The organism is Burkholderia sp. D-99, assembly GCF_011605345.1.
In the GTDB taxonomy this organism is placed as follows: Bacteria; Pseudomonadota; Gammaproteobacteria; order Burkholderiales; family Burkholderiaceae; genus Burkholderia.
In genome coordinates, this window is record NZ_JAAOXM010000002.1 from 770,905 (window position 1) to 785,715 (window position 14,811).

Here is a 14,811-nt window from a genome sequence, read left to right on the forward strand (position 1 = left end):
TGACCGAAATTTGATGCGACAAATATGAGTCGCTTGCTCCGCATTGCGTTAAATGAGTGCTCGGCGAATCAACATCTCGGGCAACGCAATGTGTTGAAGTTTTTTTAGAGATAACTCCGATCACGCTGCCACCTTGACGCGTACTGCCCACGTGAATACCGACTGTCCCAACGATTCTCTCTGGCCGTACCCGGCTCGCCGCCAAAGAGAAAAGGTTCTTCACGAATCGACGTGAAGAACCTTTGGAAGACATCGTTTCGACGAAGACCGGGCGGCGATGGCATGCGTACCACCATCGCCGACCAGCCAACCCGCCCGGCACCTGCGCCGAACGGGCGTCGGATCGAAGCTGCGACGGCGCAACGTGCCCGGGAAGCAAGCGGCACTGCAACGAACGCCGCCTCCCGGAACGGGACCGATCAGTTCCGGATTTCGCCGAGATCGAGGCCCGCGAGCGGCACCGCCGCCGCGCTTCCGCTCACGCTATTGCCGCGCATCGAGCCGAAATTGAGGCCGACCAGTCCGCCGTAGAACTGGTCGTAGCCGGCCGTGTAGGCAATACGGCTGCTCGTCGTCGAATTCTCGACATTGCCGAAGTTACCGCCCGCCACGCCGCCCAGCCGTGCCTCGCGACCACCTGCCACGCTACCCGACGATGACGACGACGCGATCCGTCCGGAATTGTTGCCGACAAGGCCGCCGACCCAACTGCGATCGCCGCCCTTCGCCGAACCGGACGCGCTGGACGCATCGATCGATGCGCCCATGTAGTTTTCGCCGACCAGGCCGCCGACCAAACCATCAGCGCCCGCGACGACGTCACCCGATGCGCTCGACGACGACACGCTGCCTTCGTTGCGCCCGATCAGGCCGCCGGCACGGCCCATACCGGCAATGTTGACGGCGCCGCGCGCGCTGGAACTTGCCACCTTGCCCGCGTTCTTGCCGACGAGCCCGCCTGCGATGCCGTTCGTGCCGGCCGATACGCTGCCGGCCGCCGAGGAAGCGACCACGGAACCGCTGTTCTCGCCGACGAGGCCGCCCACGGTGCCCGATGCACCGGCGATAACCGACCCACGCGCATCGGACGACTTCACGCTCCCGGTGTTGACGCCGACCAGGCCACCCGCCTTCGCGTTGTCGCCCACGGTCACGCTGCCCGTCGCGTCGGAGGCTTCGATCGACGCGGCGTTGTAGCCGACGAGGCCGCCCGCCGTCGCGTCATGACCGCCTCGCACGCTCGCGCTCGACGAAGAGGCGTTGATACGCCCGGCCTTGTTCCCGCCTTGGTTGAAACCGACGAGGCCGCCGACACGCGCGCCGCGGGCCATGGCGGTGACGCTGCCTGCTGCCGTCGACGCCGTGATGACGCCGCGGTTGAGACCGACCAGACCGCCCGTGTCGCCGGCCGACTGGCTGCTGACCTGTACGTCGGCGCGGCTGTTGCTGATGATCGCGTCGCCGCGATCCGGCCACAGGACAGTGAGGTTTTCGCCGACCAGACCGCCGACGGATATCGCATCCTTGTCGCCTTCGACACGGCCGGAAACGGATGCGCGATCGATTCGTCCGCTCAGGTTGCTGCCGACCAGACCACCGACCATCGTACGGCCGCTGCCGCTGACCAGGATGTCCTTCGCCTTCACGTTCGAGATCTCGCCCATGTTGTAGCCGGCCAATGCGCCGACACTGACAGGCGAGCTGCCGGCCGGACCAAATGCCCTTGCCGTGATTTTTTCAAGCGTGAGGTTGGCGATACGGCCGGTATTGGATGCGAACAACCCGACGACCGCCACGCCGGGATTCGTGACCGACAGGTTGCGCACGGTATTGCCCAGACCGTCGAACACGCCGCCGAAGCTCGCGGTGCCGCCGCCGAGGCTGCGGAATTGCGCGCCCTTGCCGTCGATCGCATTGCCCAGCACGTAACCGCCGTTCATGTTGCCTTCGACGCTGCGCAGCCCCTCGAGATCGTGAATGACCCGATACGCCTTGCCGTTTGCCGAGAACGACGCATTGCGGCCCGACAGCGTGACCACCGCATCGTCGTTCGTCAGCGTATAGCCGCTGCCCGAGTTCAGCGCCAGGCTTGCGTTTTCGCCCGTCAGCGTCAGCGTGTTGCCGATGCGAACTTGTTTTGCCGCGCTCATCATCACGCCCGCGTTCGCGCCGCTCGCGTTCAGCGCGCGGTTCAGGTTGACGTTACCCTGGCGCGATGTCAGCGACAACGCGTTGTCGCTCGTCCAGCTCACCGCGTCACCCACCGTCAGGTCGCCCGACGTGTTGGTCAACGCCACGTTCGTCGTGCCGAGGTTGCGCGACAGCGTCTCTCCGTCGATCGCATTGACATTGGCATTGGCACCGACGCCCGCGTTGGCCGCCTCGATCGTCCACAGGCCCGCTTTGCCCGACGCCGCACGCGTATCCACCTGCACGTCACGCGACACCACCACCCGCTCGCCGCGCGTCGTCACCGTACCGCCCGCCGTCGACGCGTCCTGCGCACTCGCGTCCAGCTTGCCCGCGACATGCACCTGGCCGCCGTCCAGCGTGATCTTCCCGGCGCGGCTGCTCAGCCCCTTCGCCTCGATCGTGCCGCTGTTCTTCACCACCGAGCCCAGCAGATCGCCTGCCGCGCGCGCCGTCATCAGCACTTCCCCGCCGTCCGCCTTCAACAGCCCGCCGTTGTGTGCCTGCGCATCTACCGCCCCGCCTTCCACCTGCAGGTTCAGCAACCCGTTGCCGTCGAAGTTCACGTTGAACGCATTGCCCGCGCCCAGCGCCACGCGGCCCATCTGCGCACGAATCACGCCCGTGTTCGACACCCGCGCACCCAGCAGCGCCACGCTGCCGCCGTCCGTCGCCGCGATCGTCCCCGCGTTCTCCACCGACTGGCCCGACGTTCCCGCAAACCGGTAGCGACCCGCCAGGAAATCGGCGTCCGACAGGTTCTGCGTCGACGCCACCAGGCCGCCCACGTTCACCTGCGCGCCCGCGCCGAACATCACTCCGTTCGGGTTCACCAGGAACACGCGCCCATTCGCGTCCAGCTGGCCGTGAATCTGGCTGCCGTTCGCCCCGATCACCCGATTCAGCGCGATCGACTGGTTCGTCGGCTGCTTGAACGACACCCGCTCGCCGCCGCCCACGCTGAAGTCCTGCCAGTTCGTGATCAGCTTGTCCGTGTGCTGGTGGATCGACATCGTCTTGCCGTCCGCCGATGTATCGATGTTCGCGTTACCCGACTTGATCTCGCCGCCCGTCGGCAGCGCGTATGCGCCCGACGCCATGGCCAGCCCCAGCAGCGACACGCCCGCCGCGAGCAGGCGCTTGCCGCCGCCCGACTTGCCGCGACGGCGTGCCGTTTCCCCGACTGCACACCAGCCACCCTGTGCTTCATTCCACACCAATGAATAGGCTTTATTCATTTTGGTATCCTCTTCAATTTATTGTAGAAAACCCGCCTTGCCAGACGGAACGATCACGCGCGCTCAGAAATACTGAGCGGCCTGAACCCATACGCTCGGCGCGCGGGTCGGCGAACCGAACGCCGCGCCGAGCGGCCATGCGGCCGTCAGCATCACCTGCCGCTTCGCGCCGAACCAGCTCGCGCCGACACCGCCGGCCTGCATGTGCTGCATGTTTCGCTCTCGCGTCCACGGGTGTTTGTCGGCCTGCACGCGCCCGGCGTCGACGAACGTGCTGACCTGCCATCCGGGCGCGACGAGATAACGCAACTCGGCGCTGGCCTGCCAGCCCTGGTCGCCACTGCCGGCGCCGAGTGCATACGCGCGCACGCCGTACGGGCCGCCGAGGCTGAACTTCTCCGATTCGTCGAGGTTGCGCGACGCAAGCTGCGCGCTGAATTGCGTGTACAACTCGAACCGACGCCCCAGCGCCTGCACGCGCAGCGCGCTCACATTCAGCTTCGCAAAACTGCCGATCGACTTCTTCAGCGCATCCGCCTCGAACGGATCGTTGCTGCGCAGCCGTCCGATGCCGAACATCACCGAGAACCCGTTGCGGCCGCCGCCCAGCCAGCCGTCCTGGCTGTTGCCGCTGACGCCGAAGGTCCACAGGCCGACGTTCTTGTCGCGCCGGATGTCGAATATGCCGTAGTCGTCGCGCAGGTTCTTGTTTTCGTACTGGATCTGCGCGGTGACGCTCAGGTTGCGCGCGCGCACGAGCGGCTGCGTGACGTACGCGGTTTGCACGCTCGCTCGGCCTTGCGATTCGAGATCGGAAAAAGCGCCGCCGAGCCGGTAGCGCAGCGACGAATACGCGACGCCGACCCGCGTCGACGCGGGCCCGACCGGTACCTGGTAAGCGGCACGGTAGTAGCGCTGCAGCTCGTTGCTGACGAGCCCGCGCAGGCTCAGCCGATCGCCGAGCCGCAGCGGCGAATTGACGTCGACGCTGCCGCCGAAACGGTAGCGCCCGAGCGCCACGTCGCCGAAGTTGTCGAATTCGAGCGATCCGGACGCGAGCGGCCCTTTGTCGGTGTCGACGACGAGATCGGTGGTGCCCGGCATTTCGCCCGGACGCAACGTGCCGCGCGCACTGACGCCGGCCAGGTCGTCGAGCAGCAACAGGCTGCGCTCGAGATCGGGCCCGCGAACGACGTCGCCCGGATGCAGCGCCGAGAGCGGCTGGCGCAGCGCGGCACCGACCACGCGCGAATGATTCTGGATCGTGATTGCGCCGTAGCGTCCTTCGGCGATTTCGATGCGCACAACGCCGTCGTCGATGTCCTGGCGAGGCAGGTAGGCGCGCGCAAGCACGTAGCCATGGCGGCGATAGTAGGCTGTGATGCGCCCGGCGGCGCGTTGCAGTTCGGCAAAACTCAGCGTGCCGCCGGCCAGATCGGCGACGAGCGGCAGCAGTGTGTCGCTGCCGAACACCGTATTGCCGTCGAGCGCGAATGCGCGAACGTACACGCGAGGCCCCGACTCGGGCGCGCGCTCGGCGGCCTCTTCCGACGGCGGCACCGTCAGCTCTGGCGCGGTTTCCGGCGGCAGCTCCGGACGCGGCGTCTCGATGTCGCGCATCGCACGCCCCGCGTCCGGCACTTGCGCATGGGCCGGCTCGAACAGGCCCGCGGCACCGCCGCAGATCAGCGCCACGCACAATGCGTGGCGGGCCCGCAGGGCGACGCCGGCGGCAGGGCGCACCGCACACGAACCGGCCTCGTGCGACCGCGTGGCTGCGACGTTACCGATGTCGGCCCGACGACGGCCGACGAATTGCATAGGATCTAACCACATGGAACACCTTCGGACCCGGCCGGCAGCGCACTTGCCGGCTTTGACTCAATCGCCGGATGCTACAGACGGACGTTTCGCATGTATTTAGATCACGTACGAAAATTCGTGACTTAATTGTTAATTGCACGCGCAACCGTACGAAATGTCGGGAGGGCAAGGCCGACTGCGCTTGATCGAATGGATGGAAACGCATCGGCGTTCGGCCATACTCCAGGCACGATCACGATTGACCACCTGCGGCGGCGCTCCTAAACTGGCATTCCTTTTACGCCGCTCACGCAAAAGGGATCCCCATGATCGACATCTCCACGCTCGCGCTGTTCTCCGGCGCATGTCTCGCGCTGACCGCCACGCCAGGCCCCGACATGTTGTTGATCGCGTCGCGCAGCGTGAGCCAGGGGCGGCGCGCCGGCTTCGCGACGCTCGCGGGCATTCAGGCCGGTACCTACTGCCACGCGCTCGCGGCGGCGCTCGGGCTTTCACAGCTCTTCGTCGCGGTACCGATTGCATATGACGCCGTACGCTTCGCGGGCGCCGCGTATCTGCTCTATCTCGCGTGGAAGACGTTCCGTTCGGATGCGACCGCTCTGTCGCCCGTCGCGTCGCAACGTCGCCACTCGACCGCGACGATCTTCCGCCAGGGCCTGACGACGAACCTGCTGAACCCGAAGATGGCGCTGTTCGTGCTGGCGCTGTTCCCGCAGTTCGTGCGGCCCGAGCACGGCTCGATCGCCGTGCAGATTCTCGTGCTCGCGACGGTGCTGAACCTGATCGGGATCGTCGTGAATGGTGCGGTCATTCTCTCCGCAAGCCGGCTGAGCCAGCGGATCGGCGCGCGCCGCCGCCCGTCGAAGCTGCCGCAGTATCTGCTCGGCACGGTATTCGTCGGCCTCGCGGCACGGCTCGCGGTGGCTGGGCGGAACTGATCCCGCCTCCTCCTGCAGTCTTCCCGAAATCCTCGCGCAGTCCTCCCGAAGCACGCAGGCAGTCCTGATATCCATTCGGCCAGCTGGTCGAATCCAGGCCACCAGCAAACAATCCGCCTCGCACATCAGCAACGAAGCAGCGGAGAAATGCCCAGACGTTTCTCCGCTGTTTTCGTGCATTCCGCGAGCCGCCTTCATGACACACGACGGCGCGCCTTCTTGTGAACAAATAACATATTTGTTACGATGCGAACCGTCGCGTATGAAATCCATTTCTTCAGCGAGCAGGTCGAGGCACGCGTGTTTGCGTTCCCAAACACACTGACCGCAGGGTTCTTCGCACTCGCCGACCGTATGGAAAAGTACGGCCCGCATCTGGGCGAACCTCATACCAGACCGATGGGCGACGGGTTGTATGAAATGCGCTTGAAGCGCCTGGAAGGCATCGCCCGTGTCTTTTACTGCGTGGTCGTCGATCGGCGGATCGTCATGCTTCACGCCTTCGTGAAGAAGACGCAGCAAACGCCGCTGAAAGAACTGGCAACCGCGCGCCGCCGCTTGAAGGAGGTTCGATATGGCAACCTATAAGACCCTGCGCGAGCGGGCGTTGGACGATCCCGAAGTACGCGCCGAATACGACCGGCTGAACCGCGAGGAATTCGCGCTGCTCGACGTCATGCTGGCCGCCCGGCACGCCGCCGGTCTTTCGCAAGCCGACGTGGCCGAGCGCATGGGCACGCAAGCGCCTGCCGTCACGCGGCTCGAACGTGCGCTTGCGACCGGGAAGCACTCGCCGTCGATCGATACGTTGCGAAAGTATGCGGCCGCGTGCGGCAAGAAACTCGTGATCTCGTTCGCCTGAATCGCCACGCGGCCCGGACATCGACGTCTCGACCGTCCGTTCCTCATACAACCGACGGCCCCCCTTCTTCGCCTCCCGCCCGATCCCCACGCGCCCACGCAGCGCCGGCACGATCACGCGTATCCGCCACCACGCGCAGTTCCCCGCTTTCCATCAAGCTCGCCGGCGTCACCGTGCGCCGCTGCCACGGAATCCGGCCGAAATACCAGATCTTCCAGAAGCCGAGCGGGTGATCGGGGTTCCGGCGCAGCAGCGTGTCGAAGGTCTCGACGTCGCCGAGCACGATCCGCGTCGCATCGCGCACGACTTCGCGCACGAACCGAGAGCAGAACTGCCGGCGCGACGCGAGATTGAAACCCGTGTCGTACACCACGCCGGTCCGGCGCATCGCCGCGTCGACGAGCCGGCGCCGCTGCGCGGCATCGAGCGGCTGCTTCAGCCGCGCAATCACGCACGCGCCGCGATCGGAGCGCGCGAGAAACCGCGACATCGTCGTGACGCGCGAGAGCGGAAACGTACTCTCCGCGATCAGCGTTTCGCCACCCCGCTCGCCGACGACGATCCCGACGTGATTCGTCCACGAGCGCGTTGCACTCGCCACTTCGAGAAACGGCCGCACGGTCACGCGGATGAACACGATGTCGCCGATCTCGGGCTCGGCCGGCAACGACAGGTCATTGCGACGAGAAGAACCGACGGGAAAGAGATGCCGCCAGCCCGCGCCGGGCGAGCGGATCATGAGCGGCTGGCAGCCGGTATCGACAACCATACGGACCTCGCGCGAGTGGAGATGGCGAGAGCATGTCAGCAGCAGCCGCGCCGCGCATCCGCCGCATGTGCGAGCGAACGAATCCGTGCCGCCGGGTGGCGGATTTCGATACCGGTGTGATGCGTGACGCGTCATCCGCGCGGCATGACGCGGAACTCTTCAGCGCGTCGCGCCCAGCGCCACGCGCAGCCGCTCCATCAGTTGAGTGTAGTGCCGTAGCACATCGTCCTTCGGCACGACATTCGCGGTCGCGAAACGGTCGGACCACGCCGGTTTCCATTCATACGAGCCGTGCACGCTGCGGTCGCCGTCGGGCGCCTGGATCAGCGAGCGGATCCGCGCGTCGCGGCCCGGGCCCGTATGCATGTCAAACAGCGCGTGGATATACGTGTGATACGCGTCGTACACATCGTCGTCGAACAGGTAGCGGTAGATGTGAAACGTGCGGTCGAGCTCGCGCTTCGCGCGGATCACGTCGTCCGGCGAGATGTCCTTCCAGTAGCCGATCCACGTGTAGAAGCACAGCAGCGCGTTGAGCTGCGGCGCGACCGCGTCGTACAGCGCGAGCCGCTTCTCGATCAATCGCTGGTTGGTCCACTGCACGAGTTCGAGCCGTTTCAGCCGGCGCGCGACGAGCCAGCCGAGGCAAGCCACCGACAGCGGCGTCAGCACGCCGAGCACGAGCTTGACGATTTCCAGCGAATTCCACGGATTGTTGAGTGGCTGCATGAATGGCCCGACAAGAAGAAACGCATCCGCGCCGGCGCATGACCCGGCGCGCAGCGCCGCCTGCCCGATTGCGTCGACATTGACCGTTAGTTGCTTGCGCATCGAACGTCGCACGACAACACGGGCGACATGTCCGAAGCGGCGTGATTCGTCAGTCTATCGGGCGATTGTCACCGAGCCGTGACCGTTCGTCGACCCATTGTCACGGGTCCGTGCACCCGCGTCGCCTGCGTCGCCTGCGTTGCCTGCGTCGCCTACGTCGCCTACGTCGCCCACGTCGCCTACGTCGCCTACGTCGCCTACGTCACGTTACGTCGGCAGCGCCGACGTGAGCTTCACCTTCTGCATCGGGATGTCGGTCTTCACGCTCAGCACGCCCGGAATGCGCGTGAGGGTTTCCATCTGGAAACGCCGGTAATCGTCGATGTCGGCCGCGACGACGCGCAGCAGGAAATCGCAGTCGCCCGCCATCAGGTGGCATTCGACGACTTCCGGCATCTGCTGGACGGCGTCGGCAAAACGGTTCACGGATTCCGCGTCCTGCCCCTTCAGCCACACGCGCGTGAAGATCGTCAGGCCCTTGCCGACTTTCGCGGGATTCAGCACGGCCACGTATTTCTCGATCACGCCGGCTTCCTCGAGGAGCCGCACGCGCCGCAGGCACGGCGACGGCGACAGCCCGACCTCGTGCGCGAGCTCCACGTTCTGCATGCGGCCGTCGCGCTGGAGCGCGCTCAGGATCCGGCGGTCGATGGCGTCAAGTTTCATTTGGCATCCGATTCCAAAAAATATGCAAATCGCGTGTTCGATGCCAAATTCTCCGAAATTCATAGCCACAACGCAACCCGATTCGAGTCAAAAAAGCAGACAATCCTTCCCCCGAAGGAGGAGTAATGAGCAGTAGCGTTTCAACGTCGTCCGGGCTTCGCGACAAGCCCGCCTATGTCGCCGAGATGGGTCGCGGATTGCGCGCGGCGCTGCCCGTCATGCTGGGTTTCGTGCCGTTCGCGCTGGTACTGGGCGCGCAGGCCGCGCAGAAAGGGCTGAGCCTGTTCGAGGTGCCGATGATGACGGGCCTGAACTTCGGCGGCGGCTCCGAATTCGCGGCGATCCATCTGTGGACCTCGCCGCCGCACATCGCGCTGATCGTCGCGATGTCGTTCCTCGTGAACTCGCGCCATATCCTGATGGGCGCCGCGTTCGAACCGTATATTCGCCGCCTGCCCCGCCGCCGCGCACTCTTCGCGCTGTTCTTCATGTGCGACGAAAGCTGGGCGATGTCGCTCGCCGATGCGCGCTCGCGCTCGGCCACGCACATCAGCGTGCCGTATTACGCGGGCATCTGCGTCGGGCTCTACCTGACGTGGATCTCGATGACCACACTCGGCGCGGCCGTCGGCCCGACGATCGGCAACGTCGAGCAGTACGGCTTCGACATGGCGTTCACGGCGGTCTTCCTGGTGCTGCTGCGCGGGATGTGGAAAGGGATGCGCGCGAGCCGCCCGTGGTTCGTGAGCCTCGTCGTCGCAGCGGCCACGCATCTGGCCGTGCCCGGCGCGTGGTACGTCGCGGCCGGCGCATGCGCGGGGCTCGCCGCCGCGCTGCTGTGGGAGCCGCGCGATGCCTGATTTCCCGGATCTCAACACGGTCGTGACGATCGTGTTGATGGCGTCGACGACTTACCTGTCGCGCATCCTCGGCTATGTGCTGCTGCGCAACCGCACGCTGAGCCCGCGCATGGCGTCGGTGATGGAGAACGTGCCCGGCTGCGTGCTGATCTCGGTGATCGCGCCGGCCTTCGTGTCGACGCGCCCGGCCGACCTGCTCGCGCTCGCCGTCACGCTGCTCGCGGCGACGCGCCTGTCGATCCTGCCGACCGTGATCGTCGGCGTCGTATCGGCCGGGCTGCTGCGACACCTGCTCGGGTAAAGCGGGTAACGCGGATCCGACCCGCCGCACGGGCAGTCTGTCGAACCTGAGAACGGGCGCGCGATGCGCCCGTTTTCGCATGCGCGCACGGTGCAAGGCACTGCGTGGCACAACACGCGTAACGACGGGATGCTAGCCTTGCGGGTGTACCCGCGATGCCTTCTCCCCTCATTGCCTACCTGCGAGGATCGTCCCGATGCAAGAAACCCGCCCGCTGTTCGACCGCGTCCTGCTCACCAACGACGACGGATTCGACGCCCCCGGCCTTGAAGTGCTCGAACAGGTCGCCACGCAACTGGCACGCGAAGTGTGGATCGTCGCGCCGGCGGAAGACCAGAGCGGCACGTCCCATTCGCTGAGCCTGCATGAACCGCTGCGCGTGCATCGCAAGGGCGAGCGCCGCTTCGCGGTGCGCGGCACGCCCGGCGACTGCGTCGCGATCGCGATCAGCCACCTGATGAAGGATGCGCGGCCGGATGTCGTGCTGTCCGGCGTGAATCGCGGTGCGAATCTCGGCACCGAAACGGTGTTCTCCGGCACGGTCGGCGCGGCGATGACGAGCATGCTGGTCGGCGTGCCGGCCATCGCGCTGAGCCAGGCCTTCACCGATCGCAACGCGGTGCCGTGGGGCACCGCGCTCGCGCTCGCGCCGGACGTCATTCGCCGGCTCGTCGCCGCCGGCTGGGACAGCGATGCGTGCCTCAACGTGAATTTCCCGGCGCGGCCGGCCGACGACGTGCGCGGCCTGAAGGTGACGAACCAGGGCACCGGCACGCTGCAGGGCGTCGAGATCGTGTCGGGCCGTGACCCGCGCGAGATCGACTATCACTGGCTGAAACTGGCCCGTGCGCCGCGCGAGGACGATCCGGATTCGGAAACGGTCGCGCTGGGCGAAGGGTATGTCGCCGTCACGCCGCTGAAGTTCGAGCGCACGCACGACGCTGCGCTCGCGAAGCTGCGAGCGAACCTCGGCTGATCCGACATCCGCCAAGCGGCCCCGGCGAGTGCGCGCGTGATGCCGACGCGCGCACCCCGTGATGACGATGGCAACTCGGAGACGGTCGCACCCTGTGACAGGCGTGTCGCCGTCACGCCGCTGAAGTTCGAGCGCACGCACGACGCTGCGCTCGCGCGGCTACGGTCGAGCGTCGGCTGATCCGACATCCGCCAAGCGGCCCCGGCGAGTGCGCGCGTGATGCTGACGAGTGCACCGCGTGATGACGATGGCAACTCGGAGACGGTCGCACCCTGTGACAGGCGTGTCGCCGTCGGGGCGCTGAAGTTCGAGCGCTCGCGCGGCCACCCGGCTGAGTCACCGCGTCTGCGTTCAACGCCCCAGCACCCCGTCACGTCAGGTTCAATCCCCCGTCGAGCATCACGATCTCGCCCGTCACGTAATCGGACGCGACGAGCATCGCGACTGTCTGTGCGATGTCATCCGGCGTCGCCGCGCGGCGCATCGGCGCGCGCTCGCGCCAAAGCTGCTGGGCTTCGGTCCAGTCAGCAGTCAGCGGCGTATCGACCAGCCCCGGCGCGACCGCATTGACGCGAATCGCCGGCGCGAGCGTGCGCGCCAGCAGCCGCGTCGTGTGGTTGAGCGCGGCTTTCGCCGCCGCATACGGAATCGACGCGCCCTTGGGCCGCACGCCCGCGTGCGAGCTGACGTTCACGACGCAACCGGCCCGCCCGCGCGACGCCGCTTCGAGCAGCGCAGGCTGCGCTTCGGCAACGAGCCGGAACGGCGCGATCACGTTGATCTCGTGCATCTCGCGCCATACGTCGGGCGTGGCCGCGGCGAGATCGTCGTGCGGGATCACGCGGCTGACGCCCGCATTGTTGATCAGCACGTCGAGCCGCCCGTGCACGGCGAGTGCGTCGCGAATCAGCCGCACGCGTTCGGCGTCGTCGGCGAGGTCGGCCTGCACGTAGGCCCCGCCGAGTTCGCGCGCCATCGCGCGGCCCGTCTCGGCCGAACTGCGGGAGTGCAGGATCACCGCGTAGCCGTCCGCCGTCAGGCGACGCGCGATGGCCGCGCCGATCCCCGAAGTCGATCCGGTGACGAGCGCGACAGGCCGGTGCAGACGCGACGCGCGCGGCTCGGCGACGGTTTCGGTTTCAGGCTCCGTTTCGGAAATCGGGGCATGCAGCGGCGGGAGCGGCGCGTCCATATCGGGGAACCCTGTCAGTGGCGTTCCCGCATCATAATCGCGACGACGCCCCCGGACGCGAACGTCACCGCGGCCACCACGAGGATCGCCGCAGCAAAGCCGAAACGGTCAGCCAGAAGGCCGGCCGACAACGCACCGATCGCATAACCGAGATCGCGCCAGAACCGGTACACGCTCAGCGAACGCGCGCGCCAGCCGGGCTCGGACGCATCGGACACGGCCGCAATCAGGCTCGGATAGACCATCGCGGTGCCGAGCCCGAGCAGCACGCTCGCGACGAGCCACCAGCGGAACCGCCCGGTGAGCGCGGTCAACGCGAGCCCTGCTGCCTGCACCCACATCCCCGCGACGATCAGGCCCTTGCGCCCCCATCGGTCGCTCAGCGGCCCCGTGACGATCTGGCAGCTTCCCCACACGATCGGATAGACCGCTTTCAGTATCCCGATCCGCTCGATACCGAGCCCGAGTGTCGTGAAGAACAGCGGAAAGATGCCCCAGCTCATTCCGTCGTTGAGGTTGTTGATCATGCCGGCCTGCGACGCCGCGAACAGGTTGCGGTCGCGGAACGACGTCAGCATGAAAACGTCGCGGAACGACAGCGCGCACGCGCCGGCCGGCTGGCCGCTTTCGACGCGCACATGCTCGCGCGTATCGCGTACGACGAGGATCGACAGCAGCAGGCCCGTGATCGCGTAGACCACACCGAGATAGATCGGCGTCGGCCGCAACCCGTACCGGCTCGCGAGATAGCCGGTCGCGAACGCGGTCGTGCCCACCGCGAAATAGCCGGCGAATTCGTTCAGGCCGACCGCGAGCCCGCGGCTTTTCGGGCCGACGAGGTCGACCTTCATGATCACCGTCATCGACCACGCGAACCCCTGGCTCAACCCGAGCAGCACGTTCGCGGCAATCACCCATTCCCAGTTCGGCGCCGCGATGATCATGAACGGCACGGGCAGGCCGAACAGCCAGCCGACGATCAGCACGCGCTTGCGCCCCCACGTATCGGCCAGCTGGCCCGACACGAGGTTCGCGAACGCCTTGACCAGCCCGAAGCTGACGATGAACGAGGTGATCAGCGCGGTCGATTCGAGATGGAACTGCTCGGCGCCGATCAGCGGCACGACCGTGCGCTCGATGCCGACCATCCCGCCGACGAACGCGTTGACCAGCACAAGCAGCGAGAATTGCCGCCCGTTCTCGCGCAAGCCGAGCGCTACTGCGCGCCCGCCGCGCGTCACCGCTACGTTCTCCATCGCATCAGCCTCCCTCCGCCTCGCGCCCCGCGTTGAGCGCGCGCAGTTGCGCGGCGGCCGGCGGTGCGGGCGGCACGCCGGTCGCCTTGCCGCCGCAACCGAACAGGTATGAAATGCCTCCCGTATCGGGATGCAGGAATTGTCTGAGGATCATCGGATTGCTCCCGTCCCACGAATGCATTAACATTCAATCAATTTGATTAATGATTGATCGAGGAGCGGCCACGTGTCAAGCACGGGACCCAAGCAAGCGATTTATGCAAGCCTCGCCGAGATTGCACAGGCGATCGGCCATCCGAACCGGCTCGAATTGCTGGAGCATCTCGCCCAGCGCGAGCGGTCGGTGGAGGAACTGACGACCCTGTCCGGGATGACGTTCGCGAACACGTCGCGGCACCTGCAGATTCTGCGGCGCGCGCGCCTCGTCGATACCGAGCGGCGCGGCAAGCACATCGTGTATCGCCTCGCCGGTGACAGCGAGGTCGTCGTGCTGATGAAGGCGCTCGGCCGCGTAGGCGAACGTAACGTCGCCGAGGTCGGCAAAGTGATGGGCGACTACTTCCATGCGCGCGATGCGCTGGAGCCCGTGTCGCGCGACGAACTGACCGCGCGCCTCGCGGACGGACTCGTCACGCTGCTGGACGTGCGTCCGCAGGACGAATACGCACAAGGCCACCTGCCGGGTGCGCTGAACATCCCGCTGTCCGAACTCGATGCGCGCGTGAGCGAGTTGCCGGCCGGGACGGAGATCGTCGCCTACTGCCGCGGCCCGTACTGCGTGTTTGCGGTCGAGGCCGTCGCCGCATTGCGCGCACGCGGCTTCAGGGCGGCGCGGCTGGAAGACGGATTTCCGGAGTGGAAAGCGGCCGGCCTCGCGGTCGAGACCGACACCGCTGGATGAAGCCACA

The 14,811-nt window shown here is 66.5% G+C and carries 15 protein-coding genes and 1 pseudogene; 8 read left to right on the forward strand and 8 right to left on the reverse strand.

Going from position 1 to position 14,811, the window contains the following annotated elements; translation table 11 throughout:
- Positions 1-419: 419 nt before the first annotated feature.
- Together HAV18_RS10630 and HAV18_RS10635 are read right to left on the reverse strand one after the other, a co-directional pair.
- Complete coding sequence (locus HAV18_RS10630) at positions 420-3,428, reverse strand: GLUG motif-containing protein (RefSeq protein WP_166955356.1); 3,009 nt, start codon at positions 3,426-3,428, stop codon at positions 420-422.
- Positions 3,429-3,491: 63 nt separating this feature from the next.
- On the reverse strand, positions 3,492-5,123 hold the full coding sequence (locus HAV18_RS10635) for a ShlB/FhaC/HecB family hemolysin secretion/activation protein (RefSeq protein ID WP_407062416.1): 1,632 nt from the start codon (positions 5,121-5,123) through the stop codon (positions 3,492-3,494).
- A 434-nt stretch (positions 5,124-5,557) separates the two neighbouring features.
- Between HAV18_RS10635 and HAV18_RS10640 the strand changes: the two genes are divergently transcribed.
- From HAV18_RS10640 to HAV18_RS10650, 3 genes are all read left to right on the forward strand, one after another.
- The gene (locus tag HAV18_RS10640) at positions 5,558-6,190 is read left to right on the forward strand and encodes a LysE family translocator (RefSeq protein ID WP_166955358.1); all 633 of its coding nucleotides are present in this window, start codon (positions 5,558-5,560) and stop codon (positions 6,188-6,190) included.
- 246 nt (positions 6,191-6,436) lie between these two features.
- On the forward strand, positions 6,437-6,778 hold the full coding sequence (locus HAV18_RS10645; protein WP_166955360.1) for a type II toxin-antitoxin system RelE/ParE family toxin: 342 nt from the start codon (positions 6,437-6,439) through the stop codon (positions 6,776-6,778).
- Positions 6,765-7,052 carry a helix-turn-helix transcriptional regulator gene (locus tag HAV18_RS10650; RefSeq protein ID WP_166955362.1) on the forward strand — a complete coding sequence of 96 codons (288 nt, stop codon included), beginning with the start codon at positions 6,765-6,767 and terminating at the stop codon, positions 7,050-7,052. The genes HAV18_RS10645 and HAV18_RS10650 overlap by 14 nt, the downstream gene beginning before the upstream one ends.
- A 43-nt stretch (positions 7,053-7,095) precedes the next feature.
- Here the strand turns inward: HAV18_RS10650 and HAV18_RS10655 are convergent, their stop codons facing one another.
- From HAV18_RS10655 to HAV18_RS10665, 3 genes are all read right to left on the reverse strand, one after another.
- On the reverse strand, positions 7,096-7,821 hold the full coding sequence (locus tag HAV18_RS10655) for a YebB family permuted papain-like enzyme (RefSeq protein WP_166955364.1): 726 nt from the start codon (positions 7,819-7,821) through the stop codon (positions 7,096-7,098).
- A 159-nt stretch (positions 7,822-7,980) separates the two neighbouring features.
- Positions 7,981-8,550 carry a hypothetical protein gene (locus HAV18_RS10660; protein WP_166955366.1) on the reverse strand — a complete coding sequence of 190 codons (570 nt, stop codon included), beginning with the start codon at positions 8,548-8,550 and terminating at the stop codon, positions 7,981-7,983.
- Positions 8,551-8,859: 309 nt separating this feature from the next.
- Positions 8,860-9,318, reverse strand: coding sequence for an Lrp/AsnC family transcriptional regulator (locus HAV18_RS10665; protein ID WP_006749370.1), 459 nt, complete (start codon positions 9,316-9,318; stop codon positions 8,860-8,862).
- A 125-nt stretch (positions 9,319-9,443) separates the two neighbouring features.
- Between HAV18_RS10665 and HAV18_RS10670 the strand changes: the two genes are divergently transcribed.
- The 4 genes and pseudogenes from HAV18_RS10670 to HAV18_RS39845 all read left to right on the forward strand — a co-directional run.
- The gene (locus HAV18_RS10670) at positions 9,444-10,178 is read left to right on the forward strand and encodes an AzlC family ABC transporter permease (protein WP_166955368.1); all 735 of its coding nucleotides are present in this window, start codon (positions 9,444-9,446) and stop codon (positions 10,176-10,178) included.
- The gene (locus HAV18_RS10675; RefSeq protein WP_166955370.1) at positions 10,171-10,479 is read left to right on the forward strand and encodes an AzlD family protein; all 309 of its coding nucleotides are present in this window, start codon (positions 10,171-10,173) and stop codon (positions 10,477-10,479) included. Before HAV18_RS10670 ends, HAV18_RS10675 begins: the two co-directional genes overlap by 8 nt.
- A 196-nt stretch (positions 10,480-10,675) precedes the next feature.
- On the forward strand, positions 10,676-11,455 hold the full coding sequence (gene surE, locus HAV18_RS10680) for a 5'/3'-nucleotidase SurE (protein ID WP_166955372.1): 780 nt from the start codon (positions 10,676-10,678) through the stop codon (positions 11,453-11,455).
- 48 nt (positions 11,456-11,503) lie between these two features.
- A pseudogene (locus HAV18_RS39845) lies at positions 11,504-11,635 on the forward strand (5'/3'-nucleotidase SurE); the annotation flags it as partial.
- 190 nt (positions 11,636-11,825) lie between these two features.
- On the opposite strand, the gene HAV18_RS10690 reads toward HAV18_RS39845, so the two are convergent.
- From HAV18_RS10690 to HAV18_RS40365, 3 genes are read right to left on the reverse strand one after another with little or no spacing between them, the layout of a single operon-like run.
- Positions 11,826-12,647 (reverse strand): SDR family NAD(P)-dependent oxidoreductase, encoded by an 822-nt coding sequence (locus HAV18_RS10690; protein ID WP_166955374.1) that lies wholly within the window; start codon positions 12,645-12,647, stop codon positions 11,826-11,828.
- Positions 12,648-12,661: 14 nt separating this feature from the next.
- Positions 12,662-13,903 (reverse strand): MFS transporter, encoded by a 1,242-nt coding sequence (locus tag HAV18_RS10695; RefSeq protein WP_166955376.1) that lies wholly within the window; start codon positions 13,901-13,903, stop codon positions 12,662-12,664.
- A 4-nt stretch (positions 13,904-13,907) separates the two neighbouring features.
- On the reverse strand, positions 13,908-14,057 hold the full coding sequence (locus tag HAV18_RS40365; protein WP_407062417.1) for a hypothetical protein: 150 nt from the start codon (positions 14,055-14,057) through the stop codon (positions 13,908-13,910).
- Positions 14,058-14,129: 72 nt separating this feature from the next.
- Here HAV18_RS40365 and HAV18_RS10705 point away from each other — a divergent pair, with 72 nt between their 5' ends.
- Complete coding sequence (locus HAV18_RS10705) at positions 14,130-14,804, forward strand: metalloregulator ArsR/SmtB family transcription factor (RefSeq protein WP_166955378.1); 675 nt, start codon at positions 14,130-14,132, stop codon at positions 14,802-14,804.
- The last annotated feature ends 7 nt before the right edge of the window (positions 14,805-14,811 follow it).